This window comes from Pseudomonas sp. MWU349 (assembly GCF_017947325.1).
Taxonomy (GTDB): Bacteria; Pseudomonadota; Gammaproteobacteria; order Pseudomonadales; family Pseudomonadaceae; genus Aquipseudomonas; species Aquipseudomonas protegens.
On the sequence record NZ_JAFEVP010000001.1, the window covers coordinates 1022749 to 1043988 of the forward strand.

Below are 21240 nucleotides of genomic sequence, written 5' to 3' on the forward strand. Positions count from 1 at the left end.
AAAAACAAGGCTTAATTTAAATTCGTTTGAGTGTTTTAGAGAGGGGTTTGGCAGGCGTGAAAAGTTGCGGGCCAAAGGTTTAAAACATCCTGCGCAGGATTCAGCAGAAGTTGCTTGGCTGGTGCTGCTGGAGCAGCACCGATTGCCCGCTTGACTGTTGCTGCACCAGCACCGGCCCCCCAGCCCGTAGGAGCCGGCTTGCCGGCGAAGAGGCCCGTGAGGCATGCATCGCCTGGGCGGACGCCTTCGCTGGCAAGCCAGCTCCTACGCAGGGATGCGGTGTACCTGCTTATGTAGGAGCCGGCTTGCCGGCGAAGAGGCCCGTGAGGCATGCATCGCCTGGGCAGGCGCCTTCGCTGGCAAGCCAGCTCCTACGGGGTTCACCGTCAGTTCGTGGGGTTATACCGCCACGCGGGAGGTGGAGCCGATGACCGTCTCCAGCACACTGAAGTCGATCCACTCGCGCACGTCGAAACGCCGGGGAATGAACTGCCAGCGATGCAGGAAATCGGTGAAGTCCTGCAAGGCCTCGATGGATCGCGCATCCAGGGTGGTGCGCAGGCGTCGGTGGGCATCCTCGCCGTAGGCGGCCGCCACCCAGTACTCGCTGGTGTTCAGTTCCCGGGCCAGGAAGCGCCGGGTTTCCTCGGGGTTGGCCCAGGCCCACTGTTCGGTGCGCAATACGGTGTCGACGATCTTCACGCTGGCGTCGAAGTGCTCGCGCAGCAGGTGGGTGTCCACGGTCAGGGTGCGCGGGGTGCCGTTGTTGGAGCGGATCAGCGGGTCGGGGTGGGAACCGGTGTCCACCACCACCTGCAGGCCGAACTCGTTGGCCAGGTGCACGGCGTGGGCGCCCTTGAGGAAGATCGCGTCGATATCGCCCCGCAGCAGGCCGATCAGTTCGTTGTTGCGCCGGCTGAAGCGGGTCACCCCAAGGCTCACTTCGGAACCATACAGGTGCTGCTTCTGCTCGTCGCTGTAGGTGCCGCCATAGGGGTAGTCCACCAGTTCCACGTCGGCCACTTCCAGGCCTTCGAGCCGGAGGGCGTTCTCCAGGCCGCGCAGGGCCTGGGCCCGGGTGAAGTCGATCTGCACGTTGGCCCACTTGGGCAGGCCGAAGCGCCGGTTCTTCAGGTCGCGGATGCTCTTCACGCCGCTTTCGGCGGTGGTCAGGATCAACTGCACCTCGTCGCTCCAGGACAAGCCCAGGACCCGGGTCTGCACGCCGCTGGAGTAGGCCCAGATGGCCGGGATGTTGCCGCCGTGGCGCACCGAGTTCTGCAGGTGGTGGTCGTAGTGGGCCTCGCGCACTTCGCGTTCGCTGGATTCGCGCAGGGACTGGATATTGGTGCCGAACGGCAGGAAGGCCTCTGCCAGGCGTCCGGACTGTACCGCGATGCCGAGCCCGGTGGGCACCGGGCTGTGGGTGTACCAGAGGGTATCGAGTGATTTGCTCATAAGGGTCTTCAGTTCGAATCCATGAAACCTGGCGCGGTCAGCCGGCCAGAGCGGTAGGGGTGGCCAGCAGCGCATCCAGCGGCCGGCGGTCGATCCATTGGCGCACATCCACCTGCTGCGGGATGAAGCGCCAGCGCCGCAGGAAGGCGCTGAAATGCTGCAGCGCGTCGATAGCCTGTTCTTCCAGGCCGGTGCGCAGGCGCAGGTGCGCATCCTCGCCATAGGCGGCGCTGATCCAGTACTCGCTGCTGTTGGTTTCCCGGGCCAGGTAGCGGCGGGTGTCTTCCGGGTGGTGGTGGGCCCAGTCTTCGGCCCGCAGCACCGCGCCGAGAATCCCGGTGGCGACGTCCAAGTGCTGCTCCAGCAGATGACTGTCCACCGTCAGGGTGCGCGGGGTGCCGTTGTTGCAGCGGATCAGCGGGTCGGGGTGGGCACCGGTGTCGATCAGGGTACGCAGGCCGAACTCATGGGCATGGCGGGCGGCGCTGGCGCCCTTGAGGAAGATCGCGTCGACTTCGCCTCGCAGCAGGCCCTGCAGTTCCAGGTTGCGTCCGCTGCCGGGCTGGGCGCTGACCGGGGTGTCGGCCAGGGTCTGCACCTGGGGGTCACTGAAGGTGCCGCCGTAGCGGTAGTTCACCAGTTGCAGGTCGCCCACTTGCAGGCCGTCCAGGCCCAGGGCGTTTTCCAGGCCGCGCAGGGCCTGGGCGCGGGTGAAGTCGATCTGTGCGCCGGCCCAGTCCGGCAGGCCGAAGCGTCGGCCCTTGAGGTCCTTGATGCGCTGGATGCCGCTGTCGGCACGGGTCAGGATCAGTTGCACCTCATCGGCCCAGGACAGGCCGATCAGCCGGGTTTCCCGGCCCTGGGCCCGGGCCCAGAGGGCTGGGATGCTGCCGCCGTGGCGCACCGAGTTGCGCAGGCTGTGGTCGAAGTGCGACTCGCGCACGGCCTGGTCGCTGGACTCGCGCAGCGACTGCACCTGGGTGCCCAGGGCGCCGAGGCTGTCTTGCAGCCAGCCTTTCTGCACGGCAATGCCCAGGCCCGTGGGGACCGGGCAGCGGGTGTACCAGAGGGTATCCAGAGGATGGGACATGAGCGGGCTCCTTATAGGCTCAGGCGCTGGCCTGTAGCGGCGTCGCCTGGGCGACGGGGCGTTGCTGCACCAGGGGCAGGACTTCCTGGCCGATGCGCAGCGCTTCTTCCAGGTGCGGGTTGCCCGCCAGGATGAAGGTGGAGAAACCGGCATCGCGGTACTCCGCCAGGCGCTCGGCAACGTTCTGGTGGCTGCCCACCAGGCCCACGGTGGGCCCCGGCTTGGCCTTGGCGAAGCCGGCCCAGAGGTTGGGGCCCAGGATCAGGTCGTCGAAGCGGTCGACGTTCTGGTGATAGGCGGTCTGCCGTGCAGCGCCCACCGAATCCGAGCCGCTGGTGAAGTTCTTGGCGATCAGGCTGCCCTTGCCTTCGAGCTTGTCGAACTGGCGGCGCAGGTCGGCCCAGGCCTGCTCTTCGGTTTCCCGGGCGAACAGATCGACCCGCAGGCCGAAGCGCACCGTGCGCCCCTGTTTGTCCGCCAGCTCGCGAACTCGCTCGATGTGGGGCTTGAGCTGGTCGATGGGCTCGGCCCAGTTGAGGTAGACGTCGGCGTGCCGCGCCGCCACGTCCAGGGCCGCATCGGAGAAACCGGAAAAATACACCCCCGGCTTGCGCTCCTGCTGCAGGCCCGGGGGCAGGGCGCCGTTCTCCAGTTGGTAGATATCGCCGTCATAGGAGAAGCGTTCGTTCTGCCACAGGCCCTGGATGATGTCGAGGAACTCGCCGGTGCGCTGGTAACGCCGGTCGTGGTCCAGGTAATCGCCATTGGCTCGCTGGCTGGCCGGGTTGCCGCCGGTGATGATGTTCCAGTCCAGGCGGCCGTGGCTGAGGTTCTGCAGGATCGCCGCCTGTTGGGCGGCGTAGGCCGGCAGGGTCCAGGTGGCCTGGAAGGCGATCAGAAAGCGGATACGCCGGGTTTCCCGGGCCAGGGCCGCGGCCACCACCCAGGGCTCGGGGCCGGTAGGCAGCAGGGCGCCTTCGAAGCCCGCCAGCTCGGCGGCCTTGGCCACCTGGGCGATGTAGTCGATGTAGGTGAAACCGTCGGGCTGGCCGTTGGCCAGGCGCCCGGGGGCGATATGCCCGGCACGGGGGTGGGGGTTGCCGCGATTGTGCTTGTCGGTGCTCAACTGCGGGCCGTCGGTGCCCAGCGGCAGGCGCCAGAAAAATTCAGTGCTCATGGGTGCTCCTGATTCAGTAACCCGTTGCGCCGCGCGGGTGCGAAGACGCCTGTCAGGGGGTAATTGCAACGGCCATGCCATGGCCGTCGCAGCCCACCATGGCGGGGGTTCGGGGGCTTCAGCCGGCCTAGCACAGAGGCCTGGTGCTGCTGTAGCAGCACCCCGGCAGCAACCGCTGCTGAGGGCGCAACAGAGGTACCGCCACCCACTATCCTCGTACGCGGTGTTTGTGTAGGAGCCGGCTTGCCGGCGAACAGGCCCTTGAGCCTGGTGCTGTCCTTGCGGACGCCTTCGCTGGCAAGCCAGCTCCTACAGCTGGCGATATCGGCGGTGTTTGTGTAGGAGCCGGCTTGCCGGCGAAGAGGCCCTTGAGCCTGGTGCTGTCCTTGCGGACGCCTTCGCTGGCAAGCCAGCGCCTACAGCGGGCGCGATACCGGCGGTGTTGTTGCAGGAGCCGGCTTGCCGGCGAAAGGGGCGGCGGGGTCTGCGCCGCCGGGTTGGTCGGCGCTACGCAGATAGGCCTGGTACAACGCCGCATAGGCGCCGTTGTGCCGGATCAACTGCTGATGCGGTCCCTGTTCCACCAGTTGGCCGTGGCGGATCACCGCGATCCGGTCGGCGTCGCGGATGGTAGCCAGGCGGTGGGCGATGATGATCGCCGTGCGCCCCTGGCACAGCCGGCGCAGGGCGCGCTGGATGCGCCGCTCGGTGTGGATGTCCACCGCCGAGGTGGCCTCGTCCAGCACCAGCACCGCCGGGTTGGCCAGGTAGGCCCGTACCAGGCACACCAGTTGCCGCTGGCCATGGCTCAGGTGCCCACCCAGGGGGCCGACTTCGCTGTGGTACTGGTGGGGCAGGCGTTCCAGCACCTCGTCGGCCCCCAGCTCCCGGGCCGCGGCAATCAGCGTTGCATCATCGGCGCCGGGGGCTGCCAGGCGCAGGTTGTCGAGGATAGTGCCGCTGAACAGCACATTGTCCTGCAGCACCACGCCCACGGCCCGGCGCAGGTCGTGCTGGGCCAGGTGCCGGATGTCCACGCCGTCGAGCGTCACGGCACCGCCCTGAACGTCGTAGAAACGGGTCAGCAACTGCACCAGGGTACTTTTGCCATGGCCCGAGGGGCCGACAATCGCCAGCACTTCGCCGGCCTTGATCTGCAGGTCCAGGTTCTGGATCACCGCGTTTTTGCTCTTGGGGTCGTAGGCGAACCGCACCTGTTCGAAACCGACCTCGCCCCGGGCCCGCTGCATGCGCTGGGGCTGGGCCGGGTCGAGGACCTGGGGCCGGGTGTCCAGCAGCAGAAAGATCCGCTGCGCCGAGGCCGAGCCAGTGGCGTAGCGTTCGAACAGGTCAGAGAGCTCCTGCAACGGGCCCAGAAACAGAAACACGTAGAACAGGCTTTCCGCCATTTGGCCAACGCTGATCTGGTTATCGGCCAGCCCATAGCCGCCCACCAGCAGCAGCGCGGCCATGCCGGCGGTGCTGAGCAGCGCGGTGAATGGGGCGAACCAGCTAGAGCGCAGGCTGCCGCGGATCAGCGCCTGGTTGAAGTCATCCAGCAGGCCGCGATAGCGCTGCAGGTTGGGCTCCTGCTGCCCGCATTGCTGGAGCATGCGCGCGCCGCTGACGCTTTCCACCAGGTGCGCGGTGAAGCGGCTGCGGTTCTCCGCGACTCTGGCCCAGTTGCGCTGGGAGATGCGCTTGAAGCCCCAGGTCGCCAGCGCCAGCAGCGGCACCGTAGCCGCCAGGCTGAGGAAGAAGCGCGGGTCGATGCGCCATAGCATCAGCGCTGCCAGGCCGCAGCGCAGCAGGGCCCCCAGCAGCTCCGGCGGGCCCTGGATCAGCAGCGGTTCCAGGCTGTCGACGTCGCGGTCGGCGCGGGAAATGATGCGCCCGGCGCGGGTCTGGTCGAAGTAGCTGACGCTCAGGGCCTGGATATGGGCAAAGACCTTGACCCGCAGGTCGTTGAGCACCCGGATCGCCGCGCTGCCGGCGACGAACTGCGACAGCCCGGCCAGGACGAAGCGCCCCAGCCAGCTGGCCGCCAGCCCCAGGCCCAGCCACAGCACCAGGGACTCGTCCAGCAGCCAGTGACCCTGGTCCGGGACCAGCCCGCGGTCCAGCAGTTCGCGCACGAACCAGGGCCGCAGGAACACCGTGAACACCAGCAGCAACTCGATGCCGATCACCGTCAGGATCGGGCCGCGGATCGGCCGCAGCAGGGGCAGCAGGCGCGACAGCATGCTGCGGTCCAGGGCCTGGCGGGCAAGCATTTCCTCGATTTCGATATCGCTCAGGGCCTTGCCGGCGATTGGATTAGCCATGGTCGACTCCCAGCAGGTCGCGGTAGTGGGCGTTGGTCTTGAGCAGCTCGGCGTGGCGGCCACTGGCGCGGATTCGCCCGTCCTGCAGCAGCAACACCCGGTCCGCCAGGAGAATGGTCGAGAGCTTGCTGGAGATCACCAGCAAGGTGGTGGCCCGGCCCTGGTCCCGGCGCAACTGGCGGATGTTGTCCAGCACCTGGCGCTCGCTGATGGCGTCCAGGGCGCTGGTGGCGTCGTCGAGGCAGAGAATGTCCGGCTCCCCCAGCAGCGCCCGGGCCAGGCTCAGGCGCTGGCGCTGGCCACCGGAGAGGGTGACCCCGCGATCGCCGAGGCGGCTGTCCAGCCCTTGGGGCAAGCGTTCCAGTACGTCTTCGGCGGCTGCCAGGGCCAGGCCCTGGCGCAGTTGCCGGTGGCTGGCGTCGGGGGCCGTGAGGCGCAGGTTGGCCGCCAGGGTGTCGGAAAACAGGAAGCTTTCCTGGGGCACCACATGCACCCGGCGCCGCAACTGGTGCAGGTCCAGGTCGCGCACGTCCTGCCAGCCGCTGAGTTCCGAGCCCAGCAGCACCCGGCCGGCACCGGCCTCGGTAAGGCGCGGCAGGAGGCTGGCCAACAGGCTCTTGCCGGTGCCGGTGGCGCCCACCAGGGCCACCACTTCGCCGGGCTCAAGGCTCAGGGAGCAGTCATCGAGAATCTTCCGGCCACCGCCGGGGGCGCTGACGCTGACCCCCTCCAGGCGCAACCCCAGGGGCGCCTGGGGCAGCCGGGCGTTGCCACTGCGGATGTGCAGCGGCTCGTCCAGCAACTGCCAGATGCGCTCGGCACTGGAGCGGGCGTCGGCAAAGGTCTGCATCACCCGGCCGATGCCTTCGATGCGAAACACCAGGGTGGTGACGATCAGCAGGGCGCTGACCAGCTCGCCGATCCCCAACTGCCCGGCCGCCACCTGATGAGCGCCGTAGACCAGGATCCACACGTGGCTGAGGGCGACCACGGCCTGGGGCAGGGGGATACGCGAACTGGAATAGGCCAGGGCCCGGCGCGCGTGCTCGGCGAACAGTCCGACCTGAGCGGCAAAACCCTGGATGCGGCTGTGCTCCAGGGCGAAGGACTTGATTACCCGCACCCCGCCGATGCCCTCGCTGAGGTCCTGGTTGACCCGGTCGTAGGCGGCGCCCACAGCGCGGTCGAGGCTCACCAGGTGCTCGGTCTGGCGCACGAAGATCCACAGTCCGCAGGCGGTGAGCAGCAGTGGCACCACCGCCAGCCAGGGGCTGTACCAGGCCAGCAGGCCCACCGTGGCCAGCACCACCAGGGGTGTTTCCACCACCTGGCGCCAGAAGCTGATCAGGGCATCGCGGACCTTGTCCGCATCGCGGGTGGTGCGGGTGATCATTTCACCCATGCCGTGCTGCCAGTGGTAGCCCAGGTGCAGGCCCTGGACCTGCTGCAGGATGCGCTCGCGCAGGCGGGTCAGCAGTTCCTGGCTGAGCACCAGGGACAACACCGTGGCGGCGTACTGCAACAGGCCGCGGCCCAGGGCCACTGCCAGCAGCAGCCACAGCCAGTACCAGCCCAGGCTGGCATCCAGGCTGCCGTCGGCCAGGTGCTTTACCGCCTGCCCGCTGCTGACATCGTTGACCGCATGGCCGATCAGCCACTGCTGCCAGACCAGCCCGAGGTTGACGGCGACATAGAGTAGCGCCACCAGGGTGAAGCGCCAGGGCACTTCCCGGTAGATCGCCAGCGCGCGCAAAAGAGGGTGTTTTTCGATCATGCAGGGCTCGTTCAAAAAATCGGCCACCCCCGTAGGAGCAGGCTTGCCAGCGCCTAGGGTGTGCGTGATGCCGTGGTTGTGGGTAGGCGCCGGCTTGCCGGCGAAGAGGCCTGCCAGCCTTGTGCCGGTCTTTAGGGCGCCTTCGCTGGCAAGCCAGCTCCTACAGGGTTACGTGGTGCACCCGCTTGAGTAGGAGCCGGCTTGCCGGCGAAGAGGCCCGTAAGCCTTGTGCCGGTCTTTAGGGCGCCTTCGCTGGCAAGCCAGCTCCTACAGGGTTACGTGGTGCACCCGCTTGGGTAGGTGCCGGCTTGCCGGCGAAGAGGCCCGCCAGCCTTGTGTCGGTCTTTAGGGCGCCTTCGCTGGCAAGCCAGCTCCTACAGGGTTACGTGGTGCACCCGCTTGGGTAGGAGCCGGCTTGCCGGCGAAGAGGCCCGTAAGCCTTGTGCCGGGCTTGAAGGCGCTTTCGCTGGCAAGCCAGCGCCTACGGCGGCGTCAGGGCGCGGGGCGGGTCGCGCCCTGTTGCTCCTTGGCGTTGAGGATCGCGGTGTATTCGCCCGGGTCGACGCCGTTGAGGTAGTAGTTGCCCACGTGGTGCAGGCGCCAGCGGATCGGGTCGTGGGTGGTGTGTACCCGGGCATTGCGCCAGAAGCGGTCGAGGTTCCATTTGCTCAGGGAGGAACTGGCCCCCAACAGCGAGAAGATGTCGCTGGAGATCTTCAGCGAGGCGCTGTCGGAATGGGCCCGGGCGGTGGCCACGGACAGGATCAGCTGGTCCTGCAGTTCCTTGTTGTCCGGGTCCTGCTCGTGTTCGTCGAACACCCGTGCGGCATCGCGCAGCAAGGATTCGGCAGCACGCAGGGCCACGGCGTATTCACCGATCTGCTTGATGATGTGCGGCTCTTCGCTGGCGTGGTCGACGCCGCTTTCCACCCAGGGCCGGGCGTGCTGCTTGAGGTAGTCCACCGCGGCTCCCAGGGCTCCGGCGGCGATCCCGGTGTCGATGGCCGCATGGAGGATCTGCGGGAAGGTCAGGCCGGTGCGTTTCATCGGGCCCTTGCGCGGCGAGACAAAGTCTTCGTCCAGTTCGATGTTGTCGAACAGCACCGTGCCGCTGACCGAATTCTGCTGGCCGAAGGCATGCCAGTCGTCCACCAGGGTCAGGCCCGGGGCGTTGCGGTTGAGCAGCACCCCGGCGCCGCCTTCTTCGCTGGCGGCGGTCAGGGAAATCCATTCGGCCAGGTAGGAACCGGTGGAGTAGAACTTGCTGCCGTTAAGGATCAGCTTGCCGTCGGCGCGGCGCTCGATACGGGTCTCGAGGGCGAACTTGTTCTTGCCGCCGATCTCCGCCAGGGCATTGCCCAGGCGCTTGCCGGCCAGCACGTCGCTGACCACGCGGTCGCGCACGGCATCCGGGTAACCGTTGAAGATGCCCCGCAGCATCACGTTGTGGATCTGCAGCAACTGGCCGACACCGCCATCGGCCACCGAGATCAGGCGCACCGTTTCGACGAGGGTGGCCACCGAGGCCCCCAGGCCACCGAAGGCCTTGGGCACACCGATGGCGGTCAGGCCGCTGTCGGACAGCAACTGCGCCTGGCGCCGCGGCAACTGGCCGTTGGCCTGGCTGTCGGCGGCGATGGCGGCGATTTCCGTGGCGATTTCCCGGGCCACGGCGATGGCTTCGGCCTCGCTGCCCAGGACACGGACCGGAGTGACAGGAAGGGCTTGAACGCTACTCATGCTGGTACCTCTATCTGAAGAAATCTGCCCCCAGGGGCGTGTGTATCGACCTGATCCGTAGGAGCCGGCTTGCCGGCGAAAGGGCCCTTGAGCCTGGCGCCAGTCTTGGGAACGCCTTCGCTGGCAAGCCAGCTCCTACAGAGGCGTGTGTATCGACCTGATCCGTAGGAGCCGGCTTGCCGGCGAAGGGGCCCTTGAACCTTGCGCCGGTCTTGGCGACGCCTTCGCTGGCAAGCCAGCTCCTACGGAAAAGGGGTGGGTTTGAGGAGGCTTGAGCAAGTTCTGCGCCAGGGCCTTTTCAGTGTGCTGAAAATCCGTTGCAGGCCTTGTGCGACAAGGCTGGCGGGCGGGTGCGCAATGGGTGCTAAAACGCCTGCTGCTGCTCCAGCAGCAATGCTCGTCGGCCCGTTGCTCCGACAGCAGCAGTCGCTGCGCAATGCTGCTGGTCGGGCAGCAGTCGGCGAGGTGCCGGTTTCGCGGGCAGCGGCCCAGGCCCCGTAATCCGGGGCTTTGCCCGGTTGGCACGGGCGCTGCAATAGCCCTGGCAACAGCCATTGCACAGGAACTCGTTCATGACGCTTGCCGCCACATTGCCCACGTCCGCTGCCCAGCCTGAACTGGAGCAGATCTGGTTCACCCGCTGCCCGGTGCCCACGGCTTCCGGGATCGCCTACAAGCTGGGCTGGCTCAGCGAGGAGTTTGCCGCCGACGGCCTGCCGGTCGCGACCCTGCAGGAAGCCCGGCAACTGGGCCATCACCATTACGATCACCAGTTGCCCGGGCTGTTTCGCGAGGGCGGCAACGTGCCGGCCCTGGCCGCCCGCGCCGCCGGTTCCCCCAGCCGGCTGATCGGCCTGACCTGGATCGAGGAATGGCAAACCTTGCTGGTACGCCCGGATTCCGGCATCAGCCGCCCCGAACACCTCAAGGGCAAGCGCCTGGCGCTGCCGGCCTGGGGCGAGAACCGCCCGGGCAGCATCGCCCGGGCCATGAGCCTGCACGGCTACAAAGGCGCCCTGAGCCTGGCGGGCCTGGGTTTCGACGACGTGCAACTGGTGGAAGTGGCACTGCAGGACCAGGAGCGCGCCGCCTCGCCCCAGGAAGGGTTGCAGCGCCTGTGGTCGGGCCTGGACTACCTGGTGCGCGGCGAGGTGGATGCGGTCTATGTCAAGGGGGCTGCCGCCGCCGATGCCGCGCGGCGCCTGGGACTGGTGGTGGGCATCGACCTGGACCTGATCGCCGAGCCGCGCTACCGCATCAACAACGGCACGCCACGGCCGATCACCGTGCACCAGAGCCTCTTGGACAATCACTTCGACCTGGTGGTGCGCTTTCTCGCCCAGACCCTGCGCGCCGCCGACTGGGCGGCCCACAACCGGCCGGCCCTGAACGCCATCCTGGAAGAGGAAACCCGGGCCGGCAGTGCCGGGGTGAATGAGGCCTACCGCGGCGACTTCCACACCACCCTGGCGCCGGACCTGTCGCCGCAGCGCCTGGAGTTTCTCGATATCCAGAAAAACTTCCTCTATCGCCATGGCTTCCTGGAACGGGATTTCGCCATTGCCGACTGGGTCGACCCACGTCCCTTGCACGCCGCCCATGAACTGCTGGCCCAGCGCCGCGCCTGAACCCGGAGAATCGCCATGACCGTATTGATCAACGAACAACCCATTACCCAGGAACTGCAGGCCTTCATCGATCAGGTGCTGCTGGAGGCCGAACAGGCATTCACCGTGTTCCGCGAAACCCGGACCATTACCGCCAACGGCACCGTGGGCTTCATCGAGCGGGTACCGGGCCAGGAACTGCTGGTGTCGGTGAACTACGGCGGCCCGTGGAACTACCACAAGCCGTTGCAGGCCACGGTCACCGACTTTGCCGGCAAGGTGATCCTCGGCCAGGGCAAGGGCGGCCTGGGACGCTATACCAAGCTGTTCCAGCAGCATGCCGACATCACCACCGTGTCCCACGTGCACTCGCCGTACCTGGGCGCCTGGGCCCAGACCCACCGCACGCTGCCGTTCCACTACGTGCCGGTGCAGCGCTACCAGCTGGCCCGGGAGCTGCCGGTGTACATCGACCGGCGCCAGCCGGAGGTGGACTTCATCCTCGACAGCATTGCCCAGAACCCCTTCAACCTGGCGATTCTCGAAGCCAACGGCGGCTCCACGGTATGGGGCAAGCAGGGCCTGCGGGCCACGGCGCAATTCATCCTGTTGCTGGAGGAGGGCGCGCAACTGCAACTGCTGGCCGACGCCCTGGGTGGCTCCCGCCCTTATGGCCCAGGCGTACTGACCCAGCAATGGAAGATGAGCGGCCTGTACGAGCGCGCCACGGAACTGGGCCTGGTGCCCGCCATCGACCGCCGATGACCCCGCGCAATGGCGTGGCCCGCCCCCCTGCAGGCGCTGCGGGGTATGCCTGCCTGCTGTAGGAGCTGGCTTGCCAGCGAAGACGCCCGCAAGAGCGATGCAGGGCTTGAGGGCCTCTTCGCTGGCAAGCCGGCTCCTACGCGGTGGGGGTGGGCGGTGGGCGGGGCAGCGATGGCTGTACAGGCTTCAATCATTCAAGGAACAGCTACATGGCAGTCAAGATTCTCTGGTACCTCACCACCCCCGACGGCCCCTATCCCTGGGAGCCGGAAGGGCGCTGGAACACCGATTTCCAGCACCTCAAGCAACTGGCGGTGGCCAGTGATCGCCTGGGCTACTACGGTTCGCTGCTGGGTTCGAGCCCCAATGAAAGCCTGGCGGTCTCGGCGGCGCTGATCGATGCCACCCAGCGCTTGCGCTTTTTGGTGGCACAGCACCCGGGGGAGTTGTCGCCGGCGGTGCTGGCCAAATGGGCACTGACCTTCGATCAGTTCTCCAACGGCCGCCTGCTGTTCAACGTGGTCAACGGCAATGACGCCGGTCTGGCCACCCTGGGGGTGCACTATCCCCACGATGAGCGCTATGACTTCAGCCTGGAGTACTGGCGGGCGTTCCAGGGCTTCTATGCCGGGGACACCGACGGCTACGACGGCCGCTACGTCAAGCTGGCGCCGCGCTCGCCGGCCGCGGCCGGCCATCCCCTGGGCGGCTGGCACGCGCCAAGGCAACGCCCCGGCATCCCGCTGTGGGGCGCCGGTACCTCCGGCCCGGGAGTGGCCCATTCGGTGCAGTTGCTGGATGTGTACCTGAGCTTTGCCGACACGCCGCCGAAACTCGGCGAGAAATTCCGCAAGGTGGCCGCCGAGGCGGCGAAGATCGGCCGTGAGCTGAGCTTCGGTACGCGCCTGCAGATCATCGTCCGGGAAACCGAGGAGGAGGCCTGGGCCCACGCCGAGAAACTGCTGCAGCGCACCTCGCTGCAGACCGCCCGGGCCTCCATCGAACGCCAGTTGCCGCCGGGGGAAACCCTGGACAGCTTCCACAGCGACGACCCGCAGATCCAGCGCAATGTCGAGGCGATCCGCGCCGGGCACCTGCCCAAGGCCCGGGACCTGGAGATCTACCCCAATGTCTGGCTCGGCCCGAGCCTGTTCGGCTTCAACATTCTCGGGCCCGCCGCTGGCACTTACCTGGTGGGCAGCGCGCGGCAAGTGGCCGAGCGCATTCGTGAATACGAAGAGCAGGGCACCTCGGCCTTCATCCTTTCGGGCTTTCCGTTGATCGACGAAGCCCACCGGGTGGCCGACCTGCTGTTCCCGCTGCTGGACCTGGACCACGGTTTCGAAGTGCCGCGCCTGGGCGCCACGCTGGCGGCCCGGCAACCGGCCAAGGCCACCGAGCAGGCCTGAGGAGCGAGCCATGAGCGAGGCATTTTCCCGCCGGGTATTCCTCGGCCATTCCCTGGCCGCCGGTGGCGGCCTGTTGCTGGGCAGCAGCCTGCTCAGCGGCTGTGACAAGGGTGCGGCGCCCGGTGCCGCGCCGCTGCTGCCCGGCACCCCGGTGCGCGGCGGGCGCCTGCGGGTGGGGATCATCGATGGCGACCAGTCCGGCAATCTCGACGCCCACAAGCCGGTGGGCGGCGGGATCATTCGCGGCTGGGCGCTGTACAGCAAGTTCTGGGAATGGAACCCGGACGTCAGCACCCGGCTGGCCCTGGCGGAGTTCGCCGAGCCCAACGCCGACGCCAGCGTCTGGACCATCCGCATCAAGCCGGGGCTGGAGTTCCACCACGGCAAGAGCATCGGCGCCGACGACATGCTGTTTTCCATCCTGCGCCTGACCGACCCGCAACTGGCTTCGCCCTTTGCCGGGCTGGTGGGGGCCATCGATCGCCAGGCCCTGCGCAAGCTCGATCAGCGCACCATCGAAATCCGCTTCAAACAGGGCCAGAGCTTCTTTCCCCTGGACGAAACCCTGATCAGCTTCGGTGCCATAGTGCCCACCGATTACCACCCGCAGACCAACCCGGTGGGCGCCGGCCCCTACCGGCTCAAGCGCTTCATTCCCGGCCAGCGTTCGCTGTACAGCCGTTTCGAGAACTACTACAAACCCGGCCAGCCCTACGCCGACGAGCTGGAGATCATCGAGTTCAAGGACCAGGTGTCGCGGGCGGCGGCGCTGCGGGCCGGGCAGATCGACGTGGCCAGCGGCGTACAGGCCGAGCACAGCGCGCTGCTCAAGGCCGATCCGCGGCTGCGCTTCTACGCCTCGCCGAGTACTTCCTTCACCGGCTTCAACCTCAATCTGGCCAAGGCGCCGTTCCAGGATGTGCGGGTGCGCCAGGCGTTCCGCCTGCTGGCCGACCGCCAGGAGCTGGTGGACCGTGGGCTCAATGGTTTCGGCCGAGTCGCCAATGACCTGTATTCGCCCCATGACCCCACCTACAACCACGGCATTGCCCAGCGGCCCCATGACCTGGAACAGGCCCGTGCGCTGTTGCGTCAGGCCGGGCAGAGCGACCTGCGGGTCGAGCTGACCACCACCCCGGGCCCGGGGGTGAACGCGGCGCTGGTGTTCGCCCAGCAGGCGAAGAGGGCCGGGGTCGAGGTCAAGGTGACCCAGGTTGACGCTTCGGTGTTCAACGGCCCCCAGCGCGAACAGTGGCTGCTGTCGCCCGGGGCCACGCCGGCCCGGGGCTTTCTTGCCTCGGCGCTGCACAACGACGCCCCCCAGGCCATCTACAACCGCAGCAACTTTCACGACCCGCGATTCACCCAGCTGTACCAGCAGGCCCTGGCCCAGCCCGATCTGCAACTGCGCCGGCAATGGGTGCACGAAGCCCAGGCCATCCAGCACCAGCGCGGCGGGCTGCTGATCTGGGGCTTCAACGATGTGCTGGACGCCGCCTCGGTGCGGGTTGGCGGGCTGGTGCCGGAACAGACGACCTTCGCCTCCTGGCGCTTTGACGAAATGTGGTTGAACCATGCCTGACACCTGCCGCAACACGCCCCGCACCCCGGCCTGGCTGTCCTGGTTCGTCGGCCGCCTGGGCTACGGCCTGCTCACGGCCTGGGTCATCAGCCTGGTGGTGTTCATCGCCACCCAGGCGCTGCCCTCGGACCCGGCGCGGGTGATCCTTGGCCCCGACGCGCCCCTGGAAAGCATCCTCACCCTGCAACGGCAGCTGGGGCTGGACCGGCCCTTGCTGGAGCAGTACCTGCACTGGCTGGGCCAGACCCTGGAAGGCGATCTGGGGCGGTCCCTGGATTCCAGCGCGCCTGTGGCCGACGTCCTCTTCGCGCGGCTGGGCTACACCCTGGCGTTGCTGGCCGGGGTCGTCGCGCTGGTGGTGCCCGCGGCGCTGCTGCTGGGGGTGACCCTGGCCCTGCGTCGTGACAGCCGCCTGGACCGCTGGAGCCTTTCGTTGCTGATCTTCCTCAAGGCCACCCCGGGCTTTCTCCTGGCCATTGGCCTGGTGCTGCTGTTTTCCATGCCCCACATGGACCTGCTGCCGGCGGTGTCGATCCTCGACCCCCAGCTGGCACTGTGGCGCCAGCTGCAATTTCTGGTACTGCCGGTGCTGGCCTTGAGCCTGTCGGCCTTGCCCTACCTGACGCGCATGGTGCGCGCGGCAATGATCGAGGCCCTGGAATCGGACTACGTGATCGCCGCGCGGCTGCGGGGCATCCCTGAGTGGCGCATCGTCTGGCGCCATACCCTGGCCAATGCCCTGGTGCCGGCGGTGCAGGGGCTGGCCCTGACCCTGCGCACGCTGATCGGCGGGGCCCTGCTGGCGGAGGTGGTGTTCAGCTATCCGGGGATCGGCACCGCCCTCAACTCGGCGATCCAGATGCGCGATCTGCCGATGATCCAGGCCATCGTGCTGGTGATCACCCTGGGGGTGGTGCTGATCAACCTGTTGGCAGACCTGGCCACGGTGCTGCTGACCCCCAAGTTGCGTACGGCGCGGCGGGCCGGCCTGATCCGCCGCAACCGACGAGGCCTCCAGCCCTGGTGGCGCCGCTCGGCGCCCAAGGCTCCCTGAACCTGCGGCATGAGAACCTATCCATGAACGACTTACGCATTTCCCGCTGGCGCCTGTGGCTGGGCGAACCGCAAACCCGCAAGGGCGCATTCATCACCGTGCTGGTGGTACTGCTGGCGCTGTTCGGGCCCTGGCTGGCGCCCCATGGCAGCACCGACATGCTGGGCCCGGTGTACGGCGCGCCCGCTGCCGGCGCCTGGCTCGGCCATGACTTTCTTGGCCACGACGTGCTTTCGCGGTTGCTCAGCGGGGGCCTGTCGGTGTTGTGGATGTCCCTGGCGGCGGCCTCCATCGCCCTGCTGGTGGGCAGCGCCCTGGGGTTGCTGGCCGGCCTTTCGCGGCGCCGGCTGGACACGTTGATCAGTTGGCTGGCGGATGTGTCCCTGGCCTTTCCCGACCTGATCCTGGTGCTGCTGATCGTTTCGATGCTGGGCCGCGCGCCTTGGTTGATCGTTTTCACCGTGGCCATCGCCTTCACCCCCGGGGTGGTGCGCCTGGCCCGGGGCAGCGCGGTGGCGGTGGCGGGGCAGGAGTTCGTCGAGGCGGCGCAGATGATGGGCTATTCGCGCTGGCGGATCCTCTCTGGGGAAATCCTACCAAATATCCTCACGCCGCTGCTGGTGCACTTCGGCAACATGCTGACCTGGGGCGTGGGCATGCTGTCGGGGCTGAGCTTCCTCGGCTATGGGGTGGCGCCGCCGGCCGCTGACTGGGGGCTGATGATCAACGAGAACCAGGCCGGGCTGCTGGTCCAGCCCTGGGCCGTGCTGGCCCCGGCGCTGCTGATCGGGGTGTTCGCCTACGGCACCAACATCCTCGCCGAGGGCATCGGCCGCAGTCAGGCGCAGATCGGGGAGAAAGGCCCATGAACGCCGTGGTGGAAGTGACCCGACAGGCCCAGGTGCTGCAGGTTGAGGAGTTGCGGGTGGAGCTGGCGAGTGGCGTGGATGTGTTGTCCGGGGTCGGCTTCAGCCTGGCCGCGGGGGAAATCCTCGGCCTGGTGGGGGAGTCGGGCTCGGGCAAGACCACCCTGGCCACGGCCCTGCTGGCCCATGCCCGGCGGGGCGCGCGGATTGTCGAAGGGCGGGTCGAGGTGGCCGGGCAGTCGTTGCTGGAGCTCTCGGCGCAGGACCTGCGCCGGGCCCGGGGCGGTCTGATCGGCTATGTGGCCCAGGACCCGGCCACTGCCCTGAACCCGGCGCTGCGTATTGCCGACCTGCTGGAGGAAACCCTGGCGGTGCATCCATCGCACCTGGACCGCCACGGGCGGCAGCAGCGGATTCGCGACACCCTCAAGGATGTGGGCTTGCCAGCGGACCGCGAGTTCCTGCGGCGCTTTCCCCATCAGCTGTCCGGTGGCCAGCAGCAGCGGGTGATGCTGGCCCTGGCCTTTGTCCTGCGGCCCCGGCTGATCGTGCTCGATGAGCCCACCACGGCCCTGGATGTGACCACCCAGGCGCACATCCTCGGCACCTTGCGCCACCTGTGCAAAAGCCTGGGTGTGGCGGCGATCTATGTGTCCCACGACCTGGCGGTGATCAAGGACCTGGTGGACCGGGTGCTGGTCATGTACGCCGGGCGGATCGTCGAAAGCGCCTCCCGCGAGGCGCTGTTTCGCCAGCCGGCCCACCCCTATACCCGGGGCCTGCTGGCGGCGATTCCCGATGTCGGCCAGCGCCGGCCCCTGCTGGCGATACCTGGGCAGGCGCCGGCGCCAGGGCAGCGGCCGGCGGGGTGTGCCTTCGCGCCCCGATGCCCGCGCCAGCGTGCGCAATGCACAGCGGGCGAGCCGTTGCTGCAAGGGCTTGCAGATGATGTCCAGGTGGCCTGTATCGACCCTTATCGGCAGGCGTTGCCCACGCCGGCGCCCGTGGTGGCGGTGCAAGCGGCTGCGTGCGGCAACGAACGACGGCCGCTGCTGGAGGTCCAGGGCCTGAACCTGGCCTATGACCGCCAGGTGTTGTTCGACGTCAGCCTGCAAGTGGTGGCGGGGGAGTGCCTGGCGCTGGTGGGCGAGTCCGGCTCCGGCAAGACCAGCCTGGCCCGGGCCCTGGCCGGGCTTGGCGAGCACGCCGAAGGCCGGGTGCGGTATGCCGGCCAGCCTCTGAGCCTGTCGGCCCGACAGCGGAGCAAGGGCCTGCGGCACCAGATCCAGTACATTTTCCAGAACCCCTACCGGGCGCTGAACCCGCGGCACACCCTGTACCAGACCCTGAGCGCCCCCCTGGAGCACTTTTTCGGCATCCGGGGTGCCGAGGCCAGGGCGCGGGTCCATGCGGTGCTGCAACGGGTGTCGCTGTCGCCGGCCCTGGCGGACCACTATCCCCACAGCCTGTCCGGGGGCGAACGACAGCGGGTGGCGATTGCCCGGGCCCTGGTGTGCGAACCCAAGCTGCTGATCTGCGATGAAGTCACCTCGGCCCTGGACGTCTCGGTACAGGCCTCGATCCTCGCGCTCCTGCGCCAGTTGCAAGGCGAAGGCCTGACCCTGCTGTTCGTCACCCATGACCTGGGCGTGGTACGGGCCATTGCCGACCGGGTGCTGGTGCTCAAGCAGGGACGGGTGGTGGAGCAGGGCGCAGTGGACACCGTGCTGGACCGACCCGAGCACATCTACACCCGGACCTTGCTGGAGAATTCGCCACGGCTTGGGTGACATCTTCAGAAACCCTTGCACCGCCTTCGCTGGCAAGCCAGCTCCCACAAGGCCAGCGCTCACCCGTAGGAGCCGGCTTGCCGGCGAAAGGGCCCTCCCTGAAATACCCGGATCCACAATGCCCCGGCGCCCCCGTACCCACCGGTTAGCCTTGACTTGTGTATCCGTCACACGGAGGGCATCGCAATGCCCCAGCGCTTCCATGGCAACCGGCTGCGTACCGGGCGTTATTCTCAAACCGGCCAGGTCTACCTGCTCACTGCCGTGACCCACCGCCGCGCACCATTCTTTGGTGATTGGCGTATCGGCCGCCTGTTGGTGCGACAACTGCACCAGGCTCAGCTTGAAGGTCGTGCCAGTTCCCTGGCCTGGGTGGTGATGCCTGATCATTTTCACTGGCTGCTGGCGCTGGGGACGGGCTCGTTATCGGGCCTGATGCGCGGCATCAAATCCCGCAGCGCACGGGATATCAATGCCTGCCTGCAGCGAACCGGTCGCGTCTGGCAAAAGGGTTACCACGACCGCGCACTGCGCCGGGAAGAGAACCTGCGGGGAGTCTCCCGTTACATCGTCGCCAATCCGATTCGCGCCGGCCTGGTCACCCGCGTGCACGATTACCCCCTCTGGGACGCCATCTGGCTTTAGGCGCCGGCTTGCCGATGAAAGAGCCCGCAAGGCAAGTGGTGAATCTGCCGACGCCTTCGCTGGCAAGCCAGCTCCCACAAGGCCATCGCTCACTCGTAGGAGCCGGCTTGCCGGCGAAAGGGCCCGAAAGGCATGTGGCAAATCTGCCGACGCCTTCGCTGGCAAGCCAGCTCCTACAAGGCCAGCGCTCACCCGTAGGAGCCGGCTTGCCGGCGAAAGGGCCCGCAAGGCATGTAGCAAATCTGCCGACGCCTTCGCTGGCAAGCCAGCTCCTACAAGGCCAGCGCTCACCCGTAGGAGCCGGCTTGCCGGCGAAGGGGCCCGCAAGGCATGTGGTGAATCTGCCGACGCCTTCGCTGGCAAGCCAGTTCTTCTAGGGGGCTGGCTGTGGGGCATTTGCCGGTGGACTGTGCTGCGCCGGCCCTGGCGTGCGTCTAGCTGCCATAGCCCGCAGTCGTATTGGTAATGAGCCAGAACATGCAAGACCTGTTGAACCAGATTCTCGATGAAGTCCGCCCCCTGATCGGCCAAGGCCGGGTGGCCAATTACATTCCGGCCCTGGCGGATGTGCCGGCCAATCAGTTGGGCATTGCCGTGTATGGCAATGACGGCCAGGTGTTCAGCGCCGGTGACGCCGATACGCCGTTTTCGGTGCAGAGCATTTCCAAGGTCTTCAGCCTGGTGCAGGCCATTGGTCATTCCGGCGAGGCGATCTGGGAGCGCCTGGGCCACGAGCCCTCGGGGCAGCCGTTCAATTCCCTGGTGCAGCTGGAATTCGAGCGTGGCCGGCCGCGCAACCCCTTCATCAATGCCGGGGCGCTGGTGATCTGCGACATCAACCAGTCTCGCTTTGCCGCGCCGGCCTTGTCCATGCGCGACTTTGTCCGGCGCCTGTCGGGCAACCTGCAGGTGATGGTGGACGGTCGGGTGGCCGAGTCGGAGTACCAGCACCGTGCCCGCAACGCGGCCATGGCCTACCTGATGCAGTCCTTCGGCAACTTTCACAACGATGTGGAAGCGGTGCTGCGCAGTTACTTCAGCCACTGCGCCTTGCGCATGAGTTGCGTGGATCTGGCCCGGGCCTTCTGTTTCCTGGCCAACGACGGCTTCTGCAAGCACAGCGGGGAGCAGATTCTCACCCGGCGCCAGACCCAGCAGGTCAACTCGATCATGGCCACCAGCGGCCTGTACGACGAGGCTGGCAACTTCGCCTATCGGGTCGGCCTGCCGGGCAAGAGCGGGGTGGGCGGGGGAATTGTGGCGGTGGTGCCGGGGCAGTTCACGGTCTGCGTCTGGTCGCCGGAGCTCAACAGCGCCGGCAACTCGCTGGTGGGCATGGCGGCCCTGGAACTGCTCAGCCAGCGTATCGGCTGGTCGGTGTTCTAGTTACCAGGCGCCGGGGTTGCTCAGGCTGAGCTGCCCGCGATCGATGAAGCGCTGGGTGCCGAACAGCCCGCCGGCGAGCTTGCCGCGCAGCACGTAGGGCAGGTTGTCCAGGCTCTGGGTCTGGCTCAGGCCCAGGGTCTGGCGCAGCACCGAGAAGGCCGAGACGCTGACCGGGATCACCAGGATGTCTTCCGAGTAGCGGCCGATATGCCCTTGCTGGTCGCTGACCCCGGAGGCCAGGGGGCGGCCGTTGACTTCCAGGTCCAGGGCCACGCCGTTGTAGTCGATGGGGCTTTCGTTGGGGTTCTGCAGGCGCAGTTTCACCGCGAAACGCATTTCCAGATCCTGGCTCGGCAGTGGCTCGATGCCCACCACATTGATCGCCAGTGGATCGCGATTGGGCAACAGCGCACAGGCGCTCAGGCTGAGCAGTACCAGGGTCAAGGCGATCAATCTACGCATGGAATACCTGTCGGCAATGGAAATGAATGGCTGGCCGGCACCTTGTGCCTGGCAAACCCCCGGCCAGCCTTCCACGGCCGAGGGCCCATCACCAGCGCTCGCAGCATAGAC

Annotated in this window: 16 protein-coding genes; 9 read left to right on the forward strand and 7 right to left on the reverse strand. The window is 67.4% G+C overall.

From position 1 onward, the window contains the following. Positions 1-399 precede the first annotated feature (399 nt). The 6 genes from KCG88_RS04445 to KCG88_RS04470 all read right to left on the reverse strand — a co-directional run bounded on the left by KCG88_RS04445 (position 400) and on the right by KCG88_RS04470 (position 9563). A complete protein-coding gene (locus tag KCG88_RS04445) occupies positions 400-1458 on the reverse strand; it encodes an ABC transporter substrate-binding protein (RefSeq protein ID WP_011061460.1) in 1059 nt (352 codons plus the stop codon). Positions 1459-1495: 37 nt separating this feature from the next. After that, a complete protein-coding gene (locus KCG88_RS04450) occupies positions 1496-2548 on the reverse strand; it encodes an ABC transporter substrate-binding protein (protein ID WP_047336921.1) in 1053 nt (350 codons plus the stop codon). A gap of 19 nt (positions 2549-2567) precedes the next feature. After that, on the reverse strand, positions 2568-3725 hold the full coding sequence (locus KCG88_RS04455) for an LLM class flavin-dependent oxidoreductase (protein ID WP_047336920.1): 1158 nt from the start codon (positions 3723-3725) through the stop codon (positions 2568-2570). A gap of 416 nt (positions 3726-4141) precedes the next feature. Further along, positions 4142-6049 carry an ABC transporter ATP-binding protein gene (locus KCG88_RS04460; protein WP_210711839.1) on the reverse strand — a complete coding sequence of 636 codons (1908 nt, stop codon included), beginning with the start codon at positions 6047-6049 and terminating at the stop codon, positions 4142-4144. Further along, on the reverse strand, positions 6042-7823 hold the full coding sequence (locus tag KCG88_RS04465) for an ABC transporter ATP-binding protein (protein WP_210711840.1): 1782 nt from the start codon (positions 7821-7823) through the stop codon (positions 6042-6044). The genes KCG88_RS04460 and KCG88_RS04465 overlap by 8 nt, the downstream gene beginning before the upstream one ends. A 492-nt stretch (positions 7824-8315) precedes the next feature. Continuing rightward, positions 8316-9563: an acyl-CoA dehydrogenase family protein gene (locus tag KCG88_RS04470; RefSeq protein WP_210711841.1), complete on the reverse strand. Its 1248-nt coding sequence runs from the start codon at positions 9561-9563 to the stop codon at positions 8316-8318. A 572-nt stretch (positions 9564-10135) separates the two neighbouring features. Between KCG88_RS04470 and KCG88_RS04475 the strand changes: the two genes are divergently transcribed. The 9 genes from KCG88_RS04475 to glsB all read left to right on the forward strand — a co-directional run bounded on the left by KCG88_RS04475 (position 10136) and on the right by glsB (position 20667). After that, positions 10136-11191: an ABC transporter substrate-binding protein gene (locus KCG88_RS04475; RefSeq protein WP_019094953.1), complete on the forward strand. Its 1056-nt coding sequence runs from the start codon at positions 10136-10138 to the stop codon at positions 11189-11191. 15 nt (positions 11192-11206) lie between these two features. Further along, positions 11207-11935, forward strand: a complete 729-nt coding sequence (locus tag KCG88_RS04480) for a class II aldolase/adducin family protein (protein WP_047286787.1) — start codon at positions 11207-11209, stop codon at positions 11933-11935. Between the two features lie 209 nt (positions 11936-12144). Then, positions 12145-13344: an LLM class flavin-dependent oxidoreductase gene (locus tag KCG88_RS04485; RefSeq protein WP_210711842.1), complete on the forward strand. Its 1200-nt coding sequence runs from the start codon at positions 12145-12147 to the stop codon at positions 13342-13344. 10 nt (positions 13345-13354) lie between these two features. Beyond that, positions 13355-14926, forward strand: a complete 1572-nt coding sequence (locus tag KCG88_RS04490; RefSeq protein WP_210711843.1) for an ABC transporter substrate-binding protein — start codon at positions 13355-13357, stop codon at positions 14924-14926. Continuing rightward, positions 14919-15980, forward strand: coding sequence for an ABC transporter permease (locus KCG88_RS04495; protein WP_047336912.1), 1062 nt, complete (start codon positions 14919-14921; stop codon positions 15978-15980). The genes KCG88_RS04490 and KCG88_RS04495 overlap by 8 nt, the downstream gene beginning before the upstream one ends. Before the next feature lie 23 nt (positions 15981-16003). After that, positions 16004-16849, forward strand: coding sequence for an ABC transporter permease (locus tag KCG88_RS04500; RefSeq protein WP_210711844.1), 846 nt, complete (start codon positions 16004-16006; stop codon positions 16847-16849). Beyond that, positions 16846-18636 carry an ABC transporter ATP-binding protein gene (locus KCG88_RS04505; protein WP_210711845.1) on the forward strand — a complete coding sequence of 597 codons (1791 nt, stop codon included), beginning with the start codon at positions 16846-16848 and terminating at the stop codon, positions 18634-18636. The genes KCG88_RS04500 and KCG88_RS04505 overlap by 4 nt, the downstream gene beginning before the upstream one ends. A gap of 186 nt (positions 18637-18822) precedes the next feature. After that, positions 18823-19281 carry a transposase gene (locus KCG88_RS04510; protein ID WP_210711846.1) on the forward strand — a complete coding sequence of 153 codons (459 nt, stop codon included), beginning with the start codon at positions 18823-18825 and terminating at the stop codon, positions 19279-19281. A 477-nt stretch (positions 19282-19758) separates the two neighbouring features. Continuing rightward, positions 19759-20667, forward strand: coding sequence for a glutaminase B (glsB, locus tag KCG88_RS04515; protein WP_047286771.1), 909 nt, complete (start codon positions 19759-19761; stop codon positions 20665-20667). Here the strand turns inward: glsB and KCG88_RS04520 are convergent, their stop codons facing one another. Then, complete coding sequence (locus KCG88_RS04520) at positions 20668-21129, reverse strand: LEA type 2 family protein (RefSeq protein ID WP_011061445.1); 462 nt, start codon at positions 21127-21129, stop codon at positions 20668-20670. It abuts the gene before it with no gap. Positions 21130-21240: the final 111 nt, after the last annotated feature.